This is a genomic window from Nocardia farcinica (assembly GCF_001182745.1).
In the GTDB taxonomy this organism is placed as follows: Bacteria; Actinomycetota; Actinomycetes; order Mycobacteriales; family Mycobacteriaceae; genus Nocardia; species Nocardia farcinica.
In genome coordinates this window covers 957,512-975,788 of the sequence record NZ_LN868938.1, presented here as the reverse complement: position 1 = coordinate 975,788, position 18,277 = coordinate 957,512, and the positions used below count along the sequence as shown (strand labels likewise).

The following is an 18,277-nucleotide window of genomic DNA, read 5'->3' as shown; positions in this document are numbered from 1 at the left end:
GACCGTGGGGAGGACTGCTGATGACCCAGGTGCATCGACCCGACGACGAAGCACCACAAACCCGTTCGGCCCAGCCCGCCGTCGCCGCGGTGGCGATCGCCGTCGCGGCGGCGATCCTGATCGTGCTGATGGTCGTGGCCCGCGCGCCCGAACCGGGCGACACCGACCGACCCGCCCCGGCGACCGCGGCGCCGAGCGGCCCGGCGCAGCCGGCCACCGTGGGATGCCCCGGGCCCCGTCCGGTCGCCGACCCCGAGCTGGCCGCGTTCGTCGGCGGACTGGATCTGCCCGCCGGCGCCGAGGTGATCGCCGCGGACATCGACACCGAGGTCGGATTCCCCGGCAAGATCGGCGTCGAGATCGACCTGTGCCTACCGGATTCGGCCGGCGTGGCGGCGCTGCGGCCGGTCGCGACCCGCATCGCGGGCGCACTGCAACCGACCGCGCTCGGGGCGCGCACGGTCGTGCTCACCGTCACCGACCTCGCGCCCGACCGACGGGTGGAGGCCCGCCTCGAAGACCCGAACTTCCCGCTGAGCCGGTGGAAGACCCAGCCGTCGCGCGCCGCCGAACTCGTGCAGTGGCACGTGGTCACCGAGTAGCCGCCGTCGCCGGTCAGCTCGGGGACTGCGACGCCGCGGCGTGCGGGTCGAGATCACGCAGGGTCAGGCGGTGCCGCGGAGGCCGGTCCAGGATCCGGTGCCGCGTCACCGCCTGGTCCGCGCCCACCCGCAGCAGTTCCCCGACCGGCAGATTCTCCCAACCGGGGTCCTCGTCCATCCGTTCGCTGGCGACGACGACCGCCGGGTACCGGGCCAACGGTCCCGACCGCGCACGCATCCGCCCCGCCGAACCGCTGTGCTCGAGATGCCTGCCGTGCCGCCCACCGGCGCTGCGCCGCAGCACGAACAGATCGTGGGTGTCCGGGTAGCGCAACGCCCAGAGTTCGGTCGCGGTGATGAGCACCAGGTTGATCGCGAAGACCGGCAGGGTCGCGGCCACCCAGCGGGTGGCCGCCGCGATCCCGGCGCCGACGTCGCCGCCGTGCGCCTCGATCTGCATGGTGATCAGGGCGAACAACCGCTCGGAATCGGTGTCACCCGCGACGAGCGCGCGGTACTCGCCGAGCTCGGCGTCCAAGCGCTCCAGATCGCCGAGCACGCCGTTGTGCGCGAACAGCCTGCCGTGCTGGGTGAACGGATGAGTGTTGACCGCCGACAGGCCGCCGGTCGATGCGTAACGGATGTGGGCGAGGAAGGTCTGCGAGACGAATTCCTGGGCCTCCCGACCGAAGGCGGCGTCCCGGTAGGCCGCGATCGGCTGCTTGCGCACCACGGGCGCGCCGTGCTCGTCGAAGACCCCGAGCCCGGTGCCGTCCGGTTCGCGGCGGCTCTGCTCGGCGAGACTGTCCGGAGCCTCGAGCAACCAGAAGGTCGCGTGCACCCGCTCGGGCGCGGCCGACAGGCCGAACAGACGACACATGGGCTCCTCCTGTCCCGGGCGGTCACCGCGTGCCGGGCACGTACCCCCGTCCGTGCGACGGAAACCGGTCAGCCCAGCTCGATCCGCACGATGGCACTGTCCGGCCACAGCGTCCGGGCCCGTGCCCGCCGCAGCTTCTCGCGCAGGGGCAGGTCACGGTGGACGTTGACCACGCCGGGGATGCGGACCATCGGGAGGATGTTCCACTGCCGGCCGTAGCGTTCCCGCAACGCGTCCTCGGCGCACTGCGCCTCGGCGCCGTCGAGCAGGCGGGCCCGTCCGGTCAGCACCGGCGCCCCGGGGCGCACCCGGCCGCGATGATCGCAGGGGCGCAACGCCACCCGCGGGTCGGCGGTGAGTCGACGGGTCTTGGGTCCGCGTTTGGTGCGGAAGACGACCGCGGTGTCGTCGCACCGGAACCAGATGGGTGTGTCGACGGGCGTGCCGTCGCTGCGGTAGGAGCGCAGCTGCGCGTACCGGAGCGTGCGGGCGTGCCCGCCACGACGCTGCGCTATTACGAGGACGCCGACCTGCTGCACCCGGCCCGCCGGGTGGCCGTGCCCTGGCCCATGCCGAGCTCGCCGACATCGATCGGCAGCTCGACACCCTCGCCCGCGCCCGCGCCATCGTGGAATGGGGCATCGCCTGCACCTGCCCCACCTTGGCCGAATGCAGCTGCGGCGCGCACCTGCACGCCCCGCCAGCGGCGACCACCGGTCCGCGATAACTACCGAATCGCCGTTCACTTTCCGCTATCCTCCGTGGGCAGAGCAACCCGACCGCATCGTCTCACCGAGGAGCCGCATGTACCCCGGCGCACACGTCGACAGCTTCCCCGACAAACCGGCCCTGATCATGGCCGAGAGCGGCGAGGTACTGACCTACCGCGAGCTCGAGGACAACTCCGTCCGGCTCGCCCGCCACCTCCGGGCGGCGGGCCTGCGGCCCGGCGACCACCTCGCCCTGCTCTCCGGCAACGACCCGAAGGTCTACGAGGTCTACTGGGCCGCTCTGCGATCCGGGCTTTACATCACCGCGGTCAACCGGCATCTGTCGCCGAGCGAGATCAGCTACATCGTCGACGACTGCGGCGCCCGCGCACTGATCGTCTCCGCGGCGCTCGCCGAGTCCGCGGAGAAGGTCGTCGCCGAGACGCCCGCCGTCGAGATCCGCCTCGCCTTCGGCGGCGACGTGCCCGGCCACGCCTCCTACGAGGACGCCCTCGCCGCGTCCTCCCCCGAACCGCTGTCCGACCAGCCGCGCGGCGCGGACATGCTCTACTCCTCCGGCACCACCGGCCGGCCCAAGGGCATCAAGCAGCCGCTGCCGCAGCGCCAGGTCGGCGACGCACCCGGCGACACCTACACCGCCATCTTCGGCCCGCTCTACGGTTTCGGCACCGAGACCGTCTACCTCTCCCCCGCACCGCTGTATCACGCGGCGCCGCTGCGGTTCGGCGGCGTGGTGCACGCCTTGGGCGGCACCGTCGTCGTGATGGAGAAGTTCGACGCCGAGGCCGCGCTGGCCGCGATCGAGCGCTACCGCGTCACGCACAGCCAGTGGGTGCCGACGATGTTCGTGCGCATGCTCAAGCTCGACGAGCAGGTGCGCACGCGCTACGACGTGTCCAGCCTGAAGGTGGCCGTGCACGCGGCCGCCCCGTGCCCGATCGACGTCAAGCGCGCGATGATCGACTGGTGGGGGCCGATCCTGCACGAGTACTACGCCTCCACCGAGGCCAACGGCGCCACCTTCATCGACAGCGAGCAGTGGTTGCGCAAGCCCGGCTCGGTCGGCAAGGCGGGGCTCGGCGTCATCCGGATCTGCGGCGAGGACGGCAAGGAACTGCCCACGGGCGAGGTCGGCACGGTGTACTTCGAGCGCGAGGACGTGCCCTTCGCCTACCACAACGACCCGGCCAAGACCGCCGACGCGGTCCATCCCGACCATCCCACCTGGACGACCACCGGCGACATCGGCTACGTCGACGACGAGGGCTACCTGTTCCTCACCGACCGCAAGGCGTTCATGATCATTTCCGGCGGCGTGAACATCTACCCGCAGGAGATCGAGGACGCACTCGCCCTGCACCCCAAGGTGTTCGACGTCGCGGTGATCGGCGTGCCCGACGAGGAGATGGGCGAATCGGTCAAGGCCGTCGTCCAGCACGCGCCCGGCGCCGACCCCGGCCCCGACCTGGCCGCCGAACTGCGTGACTACCTGCGCGAGCGCATTGCCCACTACAAGGTGCCCCGCAGTTTCGACTTCGCCGACGACCTGCCCCGCACCCCCACCGGCAAACTCGTCAAGGGAAAGCTGCGCGCCCGGTATCTGTGATCGGGGTGGGCCGTCCTCGTCGGCGTGCACCGGCCCACCGGGACGGTCCGTGACGGACCGGCGTACCGGGCCGGGAACCGCTCAACGGGCGGGCACCGAGGCGCGCGGCTCGCCGGACGTCGTCGGGTCCGTCGGCTTCTTCGCGGGCAGCACCACCGCGGCCGCGATCGCGGCGAGGGCGAACAGGGCGGCGGTGACGGCCAAGCCGAGGGCGTAGCCGCTGTTGAGGGCCGCCGGATCGGTCGCGCCGCCGGTGCGCGCGGCGGCGACCGTGGCCAGCGCCGCCACGCCGACGCTGCCGCCCAGCTGGCGGGCGCTGTTGAACACGCCAGAGGCCATCCCCGCCTCGTGCGCGGGCACGCCGATCGTGGCGGCGCCGGCGACCGGCGCCAGACACAAGCCCATGCCGAGTCCGCCGAACAGCGCCGGGCCGAGCACATCGGTGAGCACGCTGCCGTCCGGGCTGATCAGGGCGAACCAGCCCATCCCGACCGCGGCCAGCGACCCGCCCGCCACGATGAGTCCGCGCGGCGCGCGCACCGCGCCCAGACGCAGCGCCAGTACGGTCCCGACGACCACGGCCAGCGAGAACGGCAGGAACGCCACCCCGGTCGCGCCCGCGCTCATGCCCAGCACCTGCTGCATGTACAGCGACGCCAGGTAGAAGGCCGCGAATTGTCCTGCCCCGGCCAGGAATACGAAGAGATTCGCCCCGCCGGCCCACCGGCTGCCGAGCAGGCTCAGCCGGACCAGCGGCGCGGCCACCCGCGTCTCCACCGCGACGAAGCAGGCGAGCAGGGCGGCGGCCGCGGCGAGCGTCGCCAGGGTGACCGGCGAGGTCCAGCCCACGTGGTCGGTGCGCACGACGCCGATCACCAGCAGGCCCACACCCGCGGTGGCGAGCAGGGCGCCGAAGACATCGAGACGATCACGCGCGGCGGCCCGCCGGTCGGCGGTCACCCCGGCGAGCACCGCGGCCAGCGCGAGCAGCACGAACGGGATGTTGATCCACATGACCCAGCGCCAGTCGGCGTATTCGGTCAACACGCCGCCCAGCAGGACGCCGCCCGCGCCACCGACGGCGTTGGTCGCACTCCACACCGCCAACGCGCGCGCCCGCGCCCGCCCTTCGGTGAAGGTGGTGGTGAGCGTGGCCAGCGTCGCGGGCGCGATGGCGGCCGCCGCCATGCCCTGCACGGCGCGCGCCGCCACCAGCTGCCACGGTGCCTGCGCGAATCCACCGGCCGCCGAGGCTGCTCCGAACACCATCAGACCCACGACGAACACCCGCCGCCTGCCCACCAGGTCGCACGCCCGCCCCCCGAGCAGCAGGAATCCACCGAAGGTGAGCGCGTAGACATGCACCACCCAGGACAGATCCACCGGCGCGAACCCGAGGTCGGCGCGGATCGCGGGCAGCGCGACGTTCATGACGGCCATGTCCAGCGCCACCAGGAACTGCGCGACCGCCACCGCGGTGAGCGCGGCACGGTGGCGCCCGTCGACATTGTTTTTATACATGTATAAAAACTAACCACCCGATCGGGTGCTGTCCACACCTTCCCCCGCCCATGCGCCAGGATGGGTACATGCCCGACACGTCCGCGCGCACCGGCCGCCCGCCGAAGATCTCCCGCGCCGAGATCGTCGCCGCCGCCGAGTCGATCATCGACGCCGAGGGCGTCGACAAACTGACGATGCGCCGGGTGGCCGCCGAACTCGGCTGCACCGCGATGGCGCTCTACCACCACGTCCGCGACAAGGACGACCTGTTACGCCTGGTGCTCGACGACTACGCCGACCGCGTGCAGTGGCCTGCGCTGCCGGACGACCCCCGCGAGCGGATCATCGTGGCGGCCACGGCGATGCACGAGGTGCTCTCGGCCCGCCCGTGGATCGTGGAGGTTCTCACGCGCGGCGACCTGTTCGGGATCTCCGCGCTCTGGGTCGCCGAGACGATCGTCGACGCGGCGTGCGCGTACGGCCTCGCGCCCGCCGACGCCGTCGGCGTCTACCGGACGATCTGGCACTACACCGCGGGCGAGATCATCGTCCGCACCGGCTCCGCGCGCCGCGCCGCCGAAGGCCGCCCCACCTTCCGCGAGCAGGTCTTCGCCGACCTCGACCCCGACGTCTACCCGCGGCTGGCCGAATGGGGCCCGCGGTTCGTGACCCTCCCCGACAGCACCTACGCCACCGGGCTCCCGGCACTGGTCGACGGTTTGCTGCACCGAGCGGGCAACCGCTAGGCCACCCGGCCGGCGGAGGCTCAGCGGGTGGTGTAGCCGCCATCGATCGACAGTGCCGCGCCGGTGACGAAGGACGACTCGTCGCTGAGCAGGAAGGCGCAGAACGCGGCGATCTCCTCCGCCGTGCCGATCCGGCCGAGCGGATGCAGTCCCGCCACGTGCGCCTCCCCCTCCGGGGTGGCGCCCATCGACGTGCGGAAGCCCGGCGTATCGATCGCACCCGAGAGGACCGCGTTCACCCGCACACCGCGCTCGGCGCCCTCGAGCGCGACCGCCCGGGTGAGTCCGACGACGCCGTGCTTGGCGGCCACATACGGTGCCACCGTGGCCATTCCGACCACGCCGAGATTGGAGGCGTTGTTGAGGATGGCGCCGCCGCCGGACGCGGCGATGGCCGGAACCTGGTGGCGCAGGCCGTGGAAGACGCTGGTCAGGTTCAGCCCGAGATCGGCTTCCCACTGGCCGGGCGTGAGTTCGTGCACCGCCCCGGCCGCGCTCACCCCGCCCGCGTTGTTGAACGCCGCGTCGAGCCGCCCGAACCGCCCCATCGCGGTGCCGGTCAGCCGTTCCATATCGGTGGCGACGGTGACGTCGGTCGGCACGAACACCGCCGTGCCGCCCTCGGCGCGGATCTCGGCCGCCAACCGCTCCCCCGCCGCCACGCCGCGCGCGCCCAGCACGACCGCGGCGCCCTCGGCGGCCACCCGCCGGGCCACCGCCCGCCCGACCCCGAGCTCGCGCCCGTCACCAGTACCACCTTGTCGGCGAATCGCATTGCCATGACCGGTCTTTCCTTCCGCTTCGGAGTTCCTGCCACTCCAGTCAAGCGGTCGGCCGCCCGGCGTTCCGGCGGTTTCCGGACATCCCGTTGACGTGTCATGTAATCGGCTCGTGGGCGCCCGCACAGCCACAGTCCGCGATCGCAGCGGCGCCGCCGCCGGTGCGCCGTTCGTATGCCAGGATCGATTCCATTCAGTAGTGCTATGCACCACAGGTACCGGTGGGGTCGGCTACCCGAGACCGATGCCCGCGGCCGCCAGCTCCTGCCGCACCATGTCGAGGGCGAGGATCTCGTGGATCCACGCGGGCGCGGTGAGGCGTCGGTGTGCCGCTGCCCGGACGGTCAGGGCGGCGACCACCGCGGTGGCCCGTGATTGGCCACGGCCGGTGGCCCAGCGTGTCGGACCGTCGGCGGGCCGGGCGAGGATCACCCACCGGTCTCCGCCCGGCATTCGCCGTGGCGTCAGCGCGCGGAGCGCGGGCGCCCACGTCAGCGCGGCCAACCCGGCGGTGGCCAGGCGGGAGTCCATTCGCAGGTAGGTGCGGACGGGAACGGCGAAATCGCGGGTGAGCCGGTGCTGATCGGCGAAGTCGGCGCGGAGCGCGGAAAACGGTGGGTAGCCGGACGGTGCGGGCAGGGCGAAGCGCGCGGGCCGGGTGAAGTTGCGGACGGCGCTGCCGTCGGCGTCGGCGAAGTGCCGTCCCAGCAGCCCGTAGGTCCAGGCGGTGGCAGCCGGGCCGTGGCGTTCGCCCGCGCCGAGTCCCACCATGATGTCGACGGGGCCGGGCCCGTTCGCCAGCGCGTCGACGGCGAGCAGGGTGGTCAGCCCGGGGGCCAGTCCGACTCCGAGGACGACCGGCCCGCCCACGCGCTCCAGGGCCCGCACGTAGTCGGAGGTGGCCGAGATCTCCAGGAACGCGATGCCGCGACCGGCGCACGCCGCGGCGAGCCGGACGTCTTCGGTGCCCGCGCAGTTCACCACGGTCGATACTCCCGCGAGTGCTGCCGCGACGCTGTCCAGGTCGGTGACGTCGAGCGCCCGGTCCGCCCGCGTCGCGTCGCGTCCGGCGGCGAGCGCCGGGATGCCCTGCGCGCGGAGCAGCCGGACCAGGTGAGCGCCGACGGCTCCGTAGCCACCCAGCACCAGCACCGTCATCGGATCGCCTCCGATGCCGGGCTCCCCGGCTCGCCGCCGCGCGGCGGGAGCAGTTGCCCGACCAGGGCGTCGGTGGCCCAGGCTTCCCACTCGGCGCCGGTCCAGCCGCGGTCGTGCACGAGCAGCCGGTAGGTCTCGGGAGCCAGGGTGGCGAGGGCGATGTCGGCGGCACGGGCGGCGGTGAGGCCCGCCCGCAGCGGCGTCTTGGCGGCGAGCGCCTCGGCCAGCCGGAGCTGGACGGTGTGCCGCTGGGAGACGTTGATCTGCCAGAGTTCGGCGAGCTCGGCGTCGGTCGCCGCGGCCGACCGGATCACCTCGAGCAGCGGACTCACCCGCGCGTAAATCGTTGCCGCGGCCGCGACTTGGAGCCTGATCTGTTCTGCGGGCGCGGCGGCCACCGCCGCCGCGAACCAGGGCCGATCCATGGTGGCCACCGGTTCGGTGTCGCCGGCGATCTCGACATCGAGGAGCTCGGACAAGATCGCGCGTTTCGTGGCGAACGTGAAGTACAGCGTCTGCACCGCCATGCCGGCCTGCTCGGCGATGGCCTTCATGGTGGTCGCGGTGTAGCCGCGGGTGGTGAACAGTTCCCGTGCCGCGGCGAGCATCTTCGCCCGATTGGCCGAGGCCTTCGCGGCCCGCACGCCGGTGGTCTTCCCTGTCATGCCGCACATCCTACTTGACTAGAGCGATACTCCAGTGAACTATCTTCACTGTAGTGTCGCTCTAGTGAAAGGTTGTGCTCATGTCGGGCAGAGGTGTACTCGGGGCGCGGGACCGGCTGGTCCTGGTCCTGATCACGGTGGTCGAACTGGTGGTTTTCCTGGACACCACCGTGCTGAACGTGGCGCTGCCCAGCATCGGCGCGGACCTCGGGCTCGACGAAGCGGGACTGGGCTGGGTGACCAACGCCTACCTGTTGGCCTTCGGCGGGTTCATGCTGCTCGGCGGGCGCGCCGCCGACCTGCTCGGGCCGCGCCGGGTGTTCGCGGGCGGCCTCGCCGTGTTCACGGCGGCCTCCGCGCTGGCCGGATTCGCCGGCACACCGGCGGTTCTCATCGCCGCCCGGGCCCTACAGGGTCTCGGCGCGGCCGTGGTGATCCCCGCCCAGCTGGCGCTGCTGGCCGCGACGTTCACCGACCCCGCCGCGCGACATCGCGCCTTCGGGGTGTGGAGCGCGATGGGGGCGGCGGGCGCCGCGATCGGCACCGCGGTCGGTGGGCCACTCACCGATCTGTTCGGCTGGCCGTCGATATTCCTGATCAACCTGCCGGTGGGCGTGGCGGCGCTGGCCTTCGTCCGCGTGCTCCCGCCGGATCCGCCGCTCCCGGTCCGTGCCGTCCGCCGGCTCGACGTGCCGGGGGCGATCACCGGCACCGCCGCGCTGTTGATCATCGGGTACGCCGTCGGCGCGCTCGGCGACGCCTCGACGCGCACCCTCGCGACGGGACTGCTGGTGACCGGTCTCGCGCTGCTGGCCTGCTTCCTGGCGCTCGAAGCCCGCAGCACCCGGCCGTTGATGCCGTTGCGGCTGTTCACCGTTCGCCAGGTGAGCGGATCGGCTCTGGTCAACGCGCTGGTGGGCGCCGCCCACGTCCCCACCTTCGCACTGCTGGCGTTGTACCTGCAGAACACCCAGCACTACAGTCCCACCGCGTCCGGCCTCGCGGTGCTGCCGGTGGCCGTGGTGAACATCGTCGTCTCCCGCACACTGATCCCGTACGCGCTGGACCGGCTCGGCTCCTGGCGGGTGCTGGCCGGGGGCCTCGGGCTCCAGGCGATGGCCATGGCGCTGTTCGCCCGCCTGCCCGAGCACGGCAGCTATCTCATCGATGTGCTGCCGGGGGCGGTCCTGCTCGGCATCGGCCTGCCCGCCGCGTTCGTCGGCGTGACAGCGCCCGCGGTGACCGCCGTCGACAAGGCCGACGCCGGGATCGCCGCGGGCATCGTCAACACCGCCCAGCGCGTCGGGTCGGGCATCGGGGTCACGGCGGTGCTGCTGCTCGCCGAGGTGGTGGCCCGGCACTCCACCGCCCCCGACGCCTACCGGATCGGGCTGAATCTCGCCTTCGCCGCCGCGGCCGCCCTCGCCGCGATCGGCGCCCTGCTCACCATCGCCCTGCTCCGCACCGAGACGACGCCGACCGCGGAGTCCGCGACGCCGGCCGCGGTGCCGGAGTGACGCGGGAGAACTCGCGACACCCGGCCTCGTCGACCCTCCGAACGCCCGGATCAGCCCGCGGCTTCGGGACGGTCGGCGAGGCCGAGCCGCAGATGCTCGCTGTGGTAGACCGCTTCGTCGAGCAGTTGGGCGACATGGTCGTCGTAGAGGCGGTACACGATCTTGCGGCCGACGCGACTCCCGGTGACCAGTCCCAGGTTGCGCAGCAACCGCAGCTGGTGCGAGACCGCCGACTGTTCCATGCCGACGGCCTCGGCCAGTTCGGTGACCGGGCTCGGGCCCTGACGGAGTTCGGACAGGATCAGCAGGCGGCTCGGCGTGGCCAGCGCCTGCAGAGTCGTGGCGACCTGCGCCGCGGCGTCGGCATCCAACCGCGCCGTGGGGCGGCTGCGCCCCTCGACTCCGTGTCCCATGACCCAGGAGTGTACGCCGGACCGCGCCCGTCGCCGCGCACAATAAATGAAGACGTGTTCATGCGTTCTGATATCGTGCCTACCGTCCGTGACGCCGTGCAGGAGGTAGCCCGTGTCCGCGCCGACCCGAACCCCGGCCCGCCCGGTGCCCGCGCCACCGCAGCGCAGCCGCACCCCGATGTTCGCGCTACCCGAAACCCGCTGGGCCGCAGCGGCGCTCGCGCTGTTCCTCGCGGGCTTGGCGGCGCAGCTGGCCGGCGCGCCGCCGTGGACCTGGTGGACGCTGTATCTGGCCTGCTACGTCACCGGCGGCTGGGAACCCGGTCTGGCGGGGCTGCGGGCGCTACGGGAACGCACGCTCGACGTGGATCTGCTCATGGTCGCCGCGGCGATCGGCGCGGCGGCGATCGGCCAGATCACCGACGGCGCCCTGTTGATCGTCATCTTCGCCACCTCGGGCGCGCTCGAGGCCATCGCGACCGCCCGCACCGAGGACTCGGTGCGCGGACTGCTCGACCTGGCACCCGACACAGCCACCCGCGTCGTCGACGGTGCCGAGCAGACCGTGCGGGCGACCGATCTCGAGATCGGCGACGAGGTGCTGGTGCGCCCCGGCGAGCGGATCGCGGCCGACGGAACGGTGGTGTCCGGCGGCAGCGACGTGGATCAGGCCACCATCACCGGCGAGCCGCTGCCGGTGGGCAAGACAGCCGGCGACGAGGTCTTCGCAGGCACCTCGAACGGCACCGGGACGCTGCGGATCCGGGTGGACCGGCGCGCCGCGGATTCGGTGGTGGCCCGGATCGCCGCGATGGTCGAGGAGGCGGTGCGAACCAAGGCGCGCACGCAGCTGTTCATCGAGAAGGTCGAGCAGCGGTACTCGGTCGGCATGGTGGTGGCCACCCTGGCCGTGTTCGCGGTGCCGATGCTGCTCGGCGACACCCTGCAACGGGCGCTGCTGCGGGCGATGACCTTCATGATCGTCGCCTCCCCCTGCGCGGTGGTGCTGGCGACCATGCCGCCGCTGCTGGCCGCCATCGCCACCGCGGGGCGGCACGGCGTGCTGGTCAAGTCGGCGGTGGTGATGGAACGCCTCGGCACCACCACCCGGGTCGCATTCGACAAGACCGGCACCCTGACCCGCGGCGTCCCCCGGGTCGCCGAGCTGCACGTCCTCGACGCCGCCCACTCCCCCGACGAGGTGCTGCGCCTGGCCGCCGCCGCCGAACATCCCAGCGAACACCCGCTGGCGGCCGCCGTCGTGGGTGCGGCCCGTGAGCGCGGTCTGCGGCTTCCGCCCGCGGCGGACTTCGTGGCCGTTCCCGGCCGGGGCGTGGCCGCGACCGTGGCGGGCAAGCGCATCGAGGTCGGCTCCCCCGCCGGAATCGCGCGACCCGCGCCGCAGCTGGCCGCCGCGGTCGGGCGCGCCCACGACGCGGGGCACACCGCCGTCGTCGTGCGCTGCGACGAGCACCCGATCGGGGTACTGGAGGTGGCGGATCAGCTGCGCTCCGAGGCGCCCGCGGCGGTGGCCGCCACGGCGGCGCTGACGGACGCACCGCCACTGCTGATGACCGGCGACAACCATGCCACCGCGACCCGCGTCGGCACGGCCACCGGCATCGGCGACGTCCACGCGGAGCTGCTCCCCGAGGACAAGGTCGAGCTCGTGCGCGCGCAGCAGGCGGCCGGGCACACCGTCGCGATGGTCGGTGACGGCATCAACGACGCCCCGGCGCTCGCGACCGCCGACCTCGGCATCGCGATGGGTGGCGCGGGATCGGACCTCGCGCTGCGCACCGCCGATGCCATCGTCGTCCACGACGACCTCACCACCGTGCCCGCGGTGATCGCGCTGTCCCAGCGCGCCCGGCGGGTGGTCGTCGCCAACCTCACGATCGCCGCGAGCTTCATCGTGGTGCTGGTCGCCTGGGACCTGCTGGGCACCCTGCCGCTGCCGCTCGGCGTCGCCGGGCACGAGGGCTCCACGATCCTGGTCGCGCTCAACGGGCTGCGACTGCTGCGCGGCGCGGCCTGGGACCGCGCCGCGCGCACCGCCGCCTGAGCTCAGGCGCGCACGGGATTCGGCGGTAGGTCGCCCAGGGCGTCGTCGAGGCGCTTGGCGTCGCGACGCACCCCGATGGCGGTGATGATCTCCATCACACCGAGCACGATCAACCACACCCCGGCGACGAGGGTGAGGGTCGCGACCGAGGTGACCGGCCAGACGATCAGCACGATGCCGGCCACCACGGTCACCAGGCCGAAGAAGCCCTGCCAGCCACGGCCGGGCAGCGCCGGTTCCGAGATCGCCGCGACCAGCACCGAAACGCCGCGGAAGAGCCAGCCGATGCCGATCCACAGCCCGAGCAGCAGGATCGAGGCCAGCTCGTCGCGGAAGCAGAACACGCCGATCACGATCGACAGCACGCCGCTGAGGAAGTACAGCACCCGCATGCCCGCGGTCCTGGTGGCACCGAAGGCCGCCATGAGCTGCAGAACACCGGACACCACCAGGTAGATGCCGAACAGGATGCCCGCCACGACCAGCGTCTTGCCGGGCCACACCAGGACGACAATGCCGAGAATCACCGAGAGCACGCCGGTCACCAGAACGGTTTGCCAAGCAGCCTTGGCAAGCGCCCGAACGGGACCTTCCACCACTTCGTCGGTCGTCATGACCTGATGCTATGCAGTGGCGGACAAGTTATCTGGAGATTTGCCGGAACACGCCGGGCGACGCTATCGCCCCTCCCCGGCGATATTGACCATCCACGCGACGCCGAAGCGGTCCTGGCACATGCCGAACTCGTCGCCCCACATCTGCTTCTCCAACGGCACCGTGACGGTGCCGCCTTCGCTGAGCTTGTTCCACCACCCGCGCAGGCGGTCGGCGTCGTCGCCGCTGAGACTGACCGAAATACTGCTTCCCGGTTGATATTCCATGCCGGGCGGGGTGTCGGAGGCCATCAGCGTGAAGCCGTCGGGCGTCTCGAGCTGGCCGTGCATGACCAGGTCGGCGCCCTCGTCGGGGGCGTCGCCGAACTCGCCGAACGTGCTGATGTTCAGGGTGCCGCCGAAGACGTCGCGGTAGAACTCGAGCGCCTGGCGCGCATTGGCACCGAAACCGAGGTACGGGTTGAGCAGGCAGGCCATGCGAACGCTCCTTGTCCGTCGAGGGTGAAGGTGTCGCGACCTCAGTGAGATTACTGCGCGACGGAGGGGGTGCGATCGATTACGCCGCACCCGCCGCACGTTTATCGCCGCGACGGCTTGGGAAGTCATCCCTAAGTGATTCTCGTCGGGCGCGCCGACCGGTGCGTACGGACCGGGATTTCCCGCATCGGCGCCGAAGGTGGCTAGGAGAGACAGGGTGGCGGTAGTACTCGTGCTGCAGGCACGCGGACTGGGTGATCTCCTCACCGCGGTCCCGGCGCTTCGCGCGCTGCGTCGAGCCAAGCCGAGCGACCACATCGTGCTGGCGGCCCCGCAGCGGCTCAAGCCGATCGTCGATCTGATCGCCTCGGTCGACACGCTGGTGCCGACCCCGTCGGCCGGTGCGCTGCGCTGGGATGGGCCGGGCCCGGACCTCGCGGTCAACCTGCACGGCCCCGGCCCGGAGAGCATCGCCGAACTCGCCCGGCTGCGTCCCGGCCGCATCCTCAGCTATCGCCACGCGGCCTTCCCCGAGGTGGACGGACCCGAGTGGGAGCAGGACATGCACTACACCGAGCGGTGGTGCCATCTGCTCGAGTCCGACGGCATCGTCGCCGACCGTCGCAATCTCGGCCTGGTGCCGCCGGTGGCGACCACCAGCCATCGCGACTGCGTGGTGGTGCACGTCGGCGCGGGAGCGCCCGCGCGGCGCTGGCCGCCGGACCGGTTCGCGGCGGTGGTGCGCCATCTGCTGGTGCTCGGCCGCGACGTGGTGCTCACCGGCGACGAGTTCGAGCGTGACATCGCGCTCACCGTCGCCGCCAGGGCGGGCCTGCCCCGCCACCGCGTGCTGGCGGGCGAACAGAACCTGATCGAACTGGCCGCGACGGTGGCCGAGGCGTCGCTGGTGGTCAGCGGTGACACCGGCGTGGCGCATCTGGCGACCGCGTTCGGCACCCGCACGGTGCTGATGTTCGGGCCGACCCCGCCGCACTGGGCGGGCCCACCCCCGCACCTGCTGGCCAGGCACGCGGTGCTGTGGGCGGGACAGTTGGGCGATCCGTTCGCCGACACCCCCGACCCCGGCCTGTTGAAGATCACCGTCCCCGACGTCATGGCCGCCATCGACAAGCAGCTCAGCCGTCGTCCGTGGCCGGGCACCGCCACCGCCGGGCAGCGCGCGGCCGGGTACCGGCAGGTGGGCTGACCGCCTAGTTCGCCGCCCCTTCGGCGCGCGCTTCGTGCAGGGCGGCCGCGTAGGCGGCCAGGGCGCTCGGCCAGAACTGTTCGAGGTAGTCGCGGGCGTCGCCGAGGCCGCGCGGATCGAGGGTGTAGAGCCTGCGGTTGCCCCGGGGGCGCACCATCACCAGCCGCGCGGCGCGCAGCACCTTCAGATGCTGCGACACCGCCGAGCTGCTCACCCCGACGATCGCGGCGAGTTCGCCGACCGACCGCGGGGTGGCGGGTAGCGCCTCGAAGATCGCCCGGCGAGTGGGGTCGGCGAGTGCTTCCAGGGCACGAACTCCGTTAGTCGGCACTTCAACAGTGTGATCAACACGCTGGAACCGTTCAAGATCTCGCCGATAACGCATTCGCCCTGCTCGTAAACGTAGGCGCGCCGCATCGTTACCACTTCGTAACTCGCCACCAGCGGTTTTGCTGCCCTGTGAGGGTAGCCACAGCATTGCTGCAGGTCGCGGGCGCTGCCGTACGTTCGAGACATGCCCGTGACCGATCCGTTATCTTTCCTCCGGCCCGGCGCACCGCGTTCGCGCCGCCAGCGTGTCGCCGGCCGCGCCGTCGCCCTGTCCGCCGCGCTCGGCGTGTCGTTCGGTGTGTTCGCCGCCACCGACCCGGCCGACGGTACCGCCTCGGCGACCGCCGCGGTCGCCGACGCCACCGAGGAGACGGTGCAGTTCACCGCCTTCACCCCCCGCGAAGCGCAGATGCCGCAGATCGTGCCCGAGCCGGTGCTGTGGGAGCAGCATCGCCTCGCCGTCGAAGCCGCGCGCCCGAAGACCGTCCGCCCGGTCGCCGGCGTGCTCACCTCCCACTTCGGCGCCCGCTGGGGCGCCCAGCACAACGGCTTGGACTTCGGCGACCCGATCGGCGCGCCGATCGCCGCCGTCACCGATGGCGTCGTCATCGAGGCGGGGCCGGCCAGCGGCTTCGGCCTGTGGGTGCGCGTGCAGCAGGACGACGGCACCGTCGGCGTCTACGGCCACGTCAACGACATCCTCGCCACCGTGGGCCAGCAGGTCCGCGCGGGCGACGTCATCGCCACCGTCGGCAACCGCGGCTACTCCACCGGCCCGCACCTGCACTACGAGGTGCACGTGCCCGGCGTCGGCCCGATCGACCCGGCCCCGTGGCTGGCCGCCCGCGGCGTGGACGTGTTCGCACCGTCGCACTGATCCACCCCCACCGCGCGTGGATGAGGGGCGCGCGGATACCCCGCCTGCCCGCGAATCTCCGGATTCGCGGGCAGGTTTCGTTCTCCCGGTCCACCTACCCGAGGGTGAGGCCGAGGGCGCGCGCGATACCGGCGTACGAGGCGAGAACCCCGCTGCGGCGGGACGTGACGGGGCACCGGGCGGCCCTACCGTCGGCCCATGTCCACCACCGTCGTCCGCTCGCCGCGGCACCGTCAGCCGGTCGCCCGGCCGCCCCGCGGCCGCATGCACCGCCCCCTGCTCGTCATGGTCACCGCCATGGCCGCGCTCGCCCTCGTCTGCCTGGCCGGCATGCTCGTCGACGACCGCGTGCTGCTCGGTGAGTCCGTGTGGCGCAAACCCTTCAAGTTCGCGGTGGCGTTCGCCGTCTACGGACTGACCCTGGCCTGGCTGCTCGCGCTGCCGCACCGTGGCAGGCGCATCACGTGGTGGCTGGGCACGCTGTTCGCCGTCACCGGGATCGTCGACGTCGGATTCATCGCGCTACAGGCCGCGCGCGGCACGTTCAGCCATTTCAACACCGCCGACGACCCGGTCAACGCGGTCGGGCAGATGGTGTTCACCTCCGGTGTGCCCGGGCTCTTCCTGGCGAGCCTGCTGATCGGCGCGGTGATCGCCCGCCAGCGGCCGGCCGATCTGCCCACGACCCGCGCCATCCACGGCGGACTCGCGCTGGCGGTGACCGGAATGGCGCTGGCCTACACGATGGGGTTCACCGGCGGCAGGCGGGTGCGCGACGCCGACGGCGAGATCGTGGAGCTGTCCGCCGGGCACACCGTGCACGACGGCACGGACGGCAACGCTGCACTCGATGCCGGTCTGCCGCTGACCGGCTGGAGCACCGTGGGCGGTGACCTGCGGATCCCCCATTTCGTCGGCTTGCACGGCATCCAGGTGCTGCTCGCGACGGTGCTCGTCCTGGGCCTGCTGGCGCGACGGAGGCCGTGGCTGCGACCGCAGCGGGTGCGGGCCCGGCTCGTCGGTGTCGTGGCGCTGGGCTACGCGGGTCTGCTGGGGCTGGTGTTCTGGCAGGCGATGCGAGCGCAACCGCTGCTGCGGCCCGACGCCTGGACTTTGCTGGCCGCCGCGGCCCTGACAGCCGCGGTGGCGGCGGGCGTGGCGGCGGTCCGGGCCGGCGCTCGGGTCGACGCCGCCGTTCGGGCTGACGCAGCCGTTCAGGTCAACGCAGCCGTTCGGCCTCGCGGGTGAGTTTCACCAGCGTGGTGCTCAGCGCGAGCAGTTCGTCGGTGTCGGCGCCCTCGGCGATCGCGGTCGCGACGTCCTCGGCGGCGCAGCGCGCGGCGAACCAGCGGTCGGCCAGATCCGCGGCCTCCTGGGCGCTCAGGATCACCGAATCCTCCGGGATGCCGGTGCCCTTGACGCTGTTGCGGTGTTCGTAGGCGCGCTGGCGGCACGACTGACGGCAGTAGCGGCGCCGCCGCCCGGACTCGGAGTCCACGATCTCCCGCCCACACCACAGGCAGGTCAGCAAGCGCCGCGTCATGGGGCAGAAGACTAGTGCGTGCGCGTCCGCCGCGCGCGCGGACCCGGCGGGCGTGTCGGCGGTGCCGGGGACGGGCCCGCGACCCGGGGCCGACTAGAATGGAACGGTTCATCGTCGCCGTGTCGGGAACGATGACGCCGGCCCGTGCGTTGTACGGATGTCGAGCGAAGACCGGGCACCGGTCGCCGGCGCAACAAGACTCGAGCACACAGGGAGAGGCACACCATGGCAGATCGCGTACTCCGGGGCAGTCGGCTCGGAGCGGTGAGCTACGAGACCGATCGCGACCACGACCTCGCTCCTCGTCGCATCGCCCGGTACCGGACCGACAACGGCGAAGAGTTCGACGTGCCGTTCGCCGACGACGCCGAGATCCCCCCGACCTGGCTGTGCCGCAACGGTCAGGAAGGCGTCCTCGTCGAGGGCACCACGCAGGAGACCAAGAAGGTCAAGCCGCCGCGCACGCACTGGGACATGCTGCTGGAGCGCCGCAGCAAGGAGGAGCTCGAGGAACTGCTCAAGGAGCGCCTCGAACTGCTCAAGACCCGCCGCCGCGGCTGAGAC

At 72.3% G+C, this 18,277-nt stretch carries 20 protein-coding genes; 9 read left to right on the top strand and 11 right to left on the bottom strand.

Features of this window, described 5'->3' with window-relative positions; all coding sequences use genetic code 11:
- The first annotated feature begins 20 nt into the window (after positions 1-20).
- Positions 21-602, top strand: coding sequence for a hypothetical protein (locus AMO33_RS04750; RefSeq protein WP_011209626.1), 582 nt, complete (start codon positions 21-23; stop codon positions 600-602).
- Positions 603-615: 13 nt separating this feature from the next.
- Here AMO33_RS04750 and AMO33_RS04745 read toward each other — a convergent pair whose 3' ends face one another.
- Both AMO33_RS04745 and AMO33_RS04740 read right to left on the bottom strand, forming a co-directional pair.
- The gene (locus AMO33_RS04745) at positions 616-1,482 is read right to left on the bottom strand and encodes a class II glutamine amidotransferase (protein ID WP_060590778.1); all 867 of its coding nucleotides are present in this window, start codon (positions 1,480-1,482) and stop codon (positions 616-618) included.
- A 68-nt stretch (positions 1,483-1,550) separates the two neighbouring features.
- Positions 1,551-2,021: a PPOX class F420-dependent oxidoreductase gene (locus AMO33_RS04740; protein ID WP_240327423.1), complete on the bottom strand. Its 471-nt coding sequence runs from the start codon at positions 2,019-2,021 to the stop codon at positions 1,551-1,553.
- A 265-nt stretch (positions 2,022-2,286) separates the two neighbouring features.
- Between AMO33_RS04740 and AMO33_RS04735 the strand changes: the two genes are divergently transcribed.
- Entirely contained in the window at positions 2,287-3,819 is a 1,533-nt protein-coding gene (locus AMO33_RS04735; protein ID WP_060590776.1) for an acyl-CoA synthetase, read from the top strand.
- An 81-nt stretch (positions 3,820-3,900) separates the two neighbouring features.
- Here the strand turns inward: AMO33_RS04735 and AMO33_RS04730 are convergent, their stop codons facing one another.
- Positions 3,901-5,340 carry an MFS transporter gene (locus tag AMO33_RS04730; RefSeq protein ID WP_060590774.1) on the bottom strand — a complete coding sequence of 480 codons (1,440 nt, stop codon included), beginning with the start codon at positions 5,338-5,340 and terminating at the stop codon, positions 3,901-3,903.
- A gap of 68 nt (positions 5,341-5,408) precedes the next feature.
- Here AMO33_RS04730 and AMO33_RS04725 point away from each other — a divergent pair, with 68 nt between their 5' ends.
- Positions 5,409-6,068: a TetR/AcrR family transcriptional regulator gene (locus tag AMO33_RS04725; RefSeq protein WP_060593285.1), complete on the top strand. Its 660-nt coding sequence runs from the start codon at positions 5,409-5,411 to the stop codon at positions 6,066-6,068.
- A gap of 20 nt (positions 6,069-6,088) precedes the next feature.
- Here AMO33_RS04725 and AMO33_RS04720 read toward each other — a convergent pair whose 3' ends face one another.
- The 3 genes from AMO33_RS04720 to AMO33_RS04710 form a co-directional block, all read right to left on the bottom strand.
- Entirely contained in the window at positions 6,089-6,772 is a 684-nt protein-coding gene (locus AMO33_RS04720; RefSeq protein WP_261307338.1) for an SDR family NAD(P)-dependent oxidoreductase, read from the bottom strand.
- Positions 6,773-7,078: 306 nt separating this feature from the next.
- The gene (locus AMO33_RS04715; protein ID WP_060590772.1) at positions 7,079-8,005 is read right to left on the bottom strand and encodes an NAD-dependent epimerase/dehydratase family protein; all 927 of its coding nucleotides are present in this window, start codon (positions 8,003-8,005) and stop codon (positions 7,079-7,081) included.
- Positions 8,002-8,670, bottom strand: coding sequence for a TetR/AcrR family transcriptional regulator (locus tag AMO33_RS04710; RefSeq protein WP_060590771.1), 669 nt, complete (start codon positions 8,668-8,670; stop codon positions 8,002-8,004). Before AMO33_RS04710 ends, AMO33_RS04715 begins: the two co-directional genes overlap by 4 nt.
- A gap of 80 nt (positions 8,671-8,750) precedes the next feature.
- Between AMO33_RS04710 and AMO33_RS04705 the strand changes: the two genes are divergently transcribed.
- Entirely contained in the window at positions 8,751-10,187 is a 1,437-nt protein-coding gene (locus AMO33_RS04705) for an MFS transporter (protein ID WP_060590769.1), read from the top strand.
- 50 nt (positions 10,188-10,237) lie between these two features.
- On the opposite strand, the gene AMO33_RS04700 is transcribed toward AMO33_RS04705, so the two are convergent.
- A complete protein-coding gene (locus AMO33_RS04700) occupies positions 10,238-10,600 on the bottom strand; it encodes an ArsR/SmtB family transcription factor (RefSeq protein ID WP_011209637.1) in 363 nt (120 codons plus the stop codon).
- 112 nt (positions 10,601-10,712) lie between these two features.
- Here AMO33_RS04700 and AMO33_RS04695 point away from each other — a divergent pair, with 112 nt between their 5' ends.
- Positions 10,713-12,665 carry a heavy metal translocating P-type ATPase gene (locus tag AMO33_RS04695; protein ID WP_060590767.1) on the top strand — a complete coding sequence of 651 codons (1,953 nt, stop codon included), beginning with the start codon at positions 10,713-10,715 and terminating at the stop codon, positions 12,663-12,665.
- A gap of 2 nt (positions 12,666-12,667) precedes the next feature.
- Here AMO33_RS04695 and AMO33_RS04690 read toward each other — a convergent pair whose 3' ends face one another.
- Both AMO33_RS04690 and AMO33_RS04685 read right to left on the bottom strand, forming a co-directional pair.
- Positions 12,668-13,279, bottom strand: a complete 612-nt coding sequence (locus tag AMO33_RS04690) for an HdeD family acid-resistance protein (RefSeq protein WP_011209639.1) — start codon at positions 13,277-13,279, stop codon at positions 12,668-12,670.
- Between the two features lie 63 nt (positions 13,280-13,342).
- A complete protein-coding gene (locus tag AMO33_RS04685) occupies positions 13,343-13,756 on the bottom strand; it encodes a VOC family protein (protein ID WP_011209640.1) in 414 nt (137 codons plus the stop codon).
- 217 nt (positions 13,757-13,973) lie between these two features.
- Here AMO33_RS04685 and AMO33_RS04680 point away from each other — a divergent pair, with 217 nt between their 5' ends.
- A complete protein-coding gene (locus AMO33_RS04680; protein WP_060590765.1) occupies positions 13,974-14,963 on the top strand; it encodes a glycosyltransferase family 9 protein in 990 nt (329 codons plus the stop codon).
- Positions 14,964-14,967: 4 nt separating this feature from the next.
- On the opposite strand, the gene AMO33_RS04675 is transcribed toward AMO33_RS04680, so the two are convergent.
- Positions 14,968-15,294 (bottom strand): ArsR/SmtB family transcription factor, encoded by a 327-nt coding sequence (locus AMO33_RS04675; protein WP_060590763.1) that lies wholly within the window; start codon positions 15,292-15,294, stop codon positions 14,968-14,970.
- Between the two features lie 183 nt (positions 15,295-15,477).
- Between AMO33_RS04675 and AMO33_RS04670 the strand changes: the two genes are divergently transcribed.
- Positions 15,478-16,170 carry a M23 family metallopeptidase gene (locus tag AMO33_RS04670; RefSeq protein WP_060590761.1) on the top strand — a complete coding sequence of 231 codons (693 nt, stop codon included), beginning with the start codon at positions 15,478-15,480 and terminating at the stop codon, positions 16,168-16,170.
- Positions 16,171-16,368: 198 nt separating this feature from the next.
- Positions 16,369-17,418, top strand: a complete 1,050-nt coding sequence (locus tag AMO33_RS04665) for a hypothetical protein (RefSeq protein WP_060590759.1) — start codon at positions 16,369-16,371, stop codon at positions 17,416-17,418.
- On the opposite strand, the gene AMO33_RS04660 is transcribed toward AMO33_RS04665, so the two are convergent.
- A complete protein-coding gene (locus AMO33_RS04660; RefSeq protein WP_011209645.1) occupies positions 17,390-17,713 on the bottom strand; it encodes a hypothetical protein in 324 nt (107 codons plus the stop codon). The genes AMO33_RS04665 and AMO33_RS04660 overlap by 29 nt on opposite strands.
- 225 nt (positions 17,714-17,938) lie before the next feature.
- On the opposite strand from AMO33_RS04660, the gene AMO33_RS04655 reads away from it, so the two are divergent.
- Positions 17,939-18,274: an RNA polymerase-binding protein RbpA gene (locus tag AMO33_RS04655; protein ID WP_011209646.1), complete on the top strand. Its 336-nt coding sequence runs from the start codon at positions 17,939-17,941 to the stop codon at positions 18,272-18,274.
- Positions 18,275-18,277: the final 3 nt, after the last annotated feature.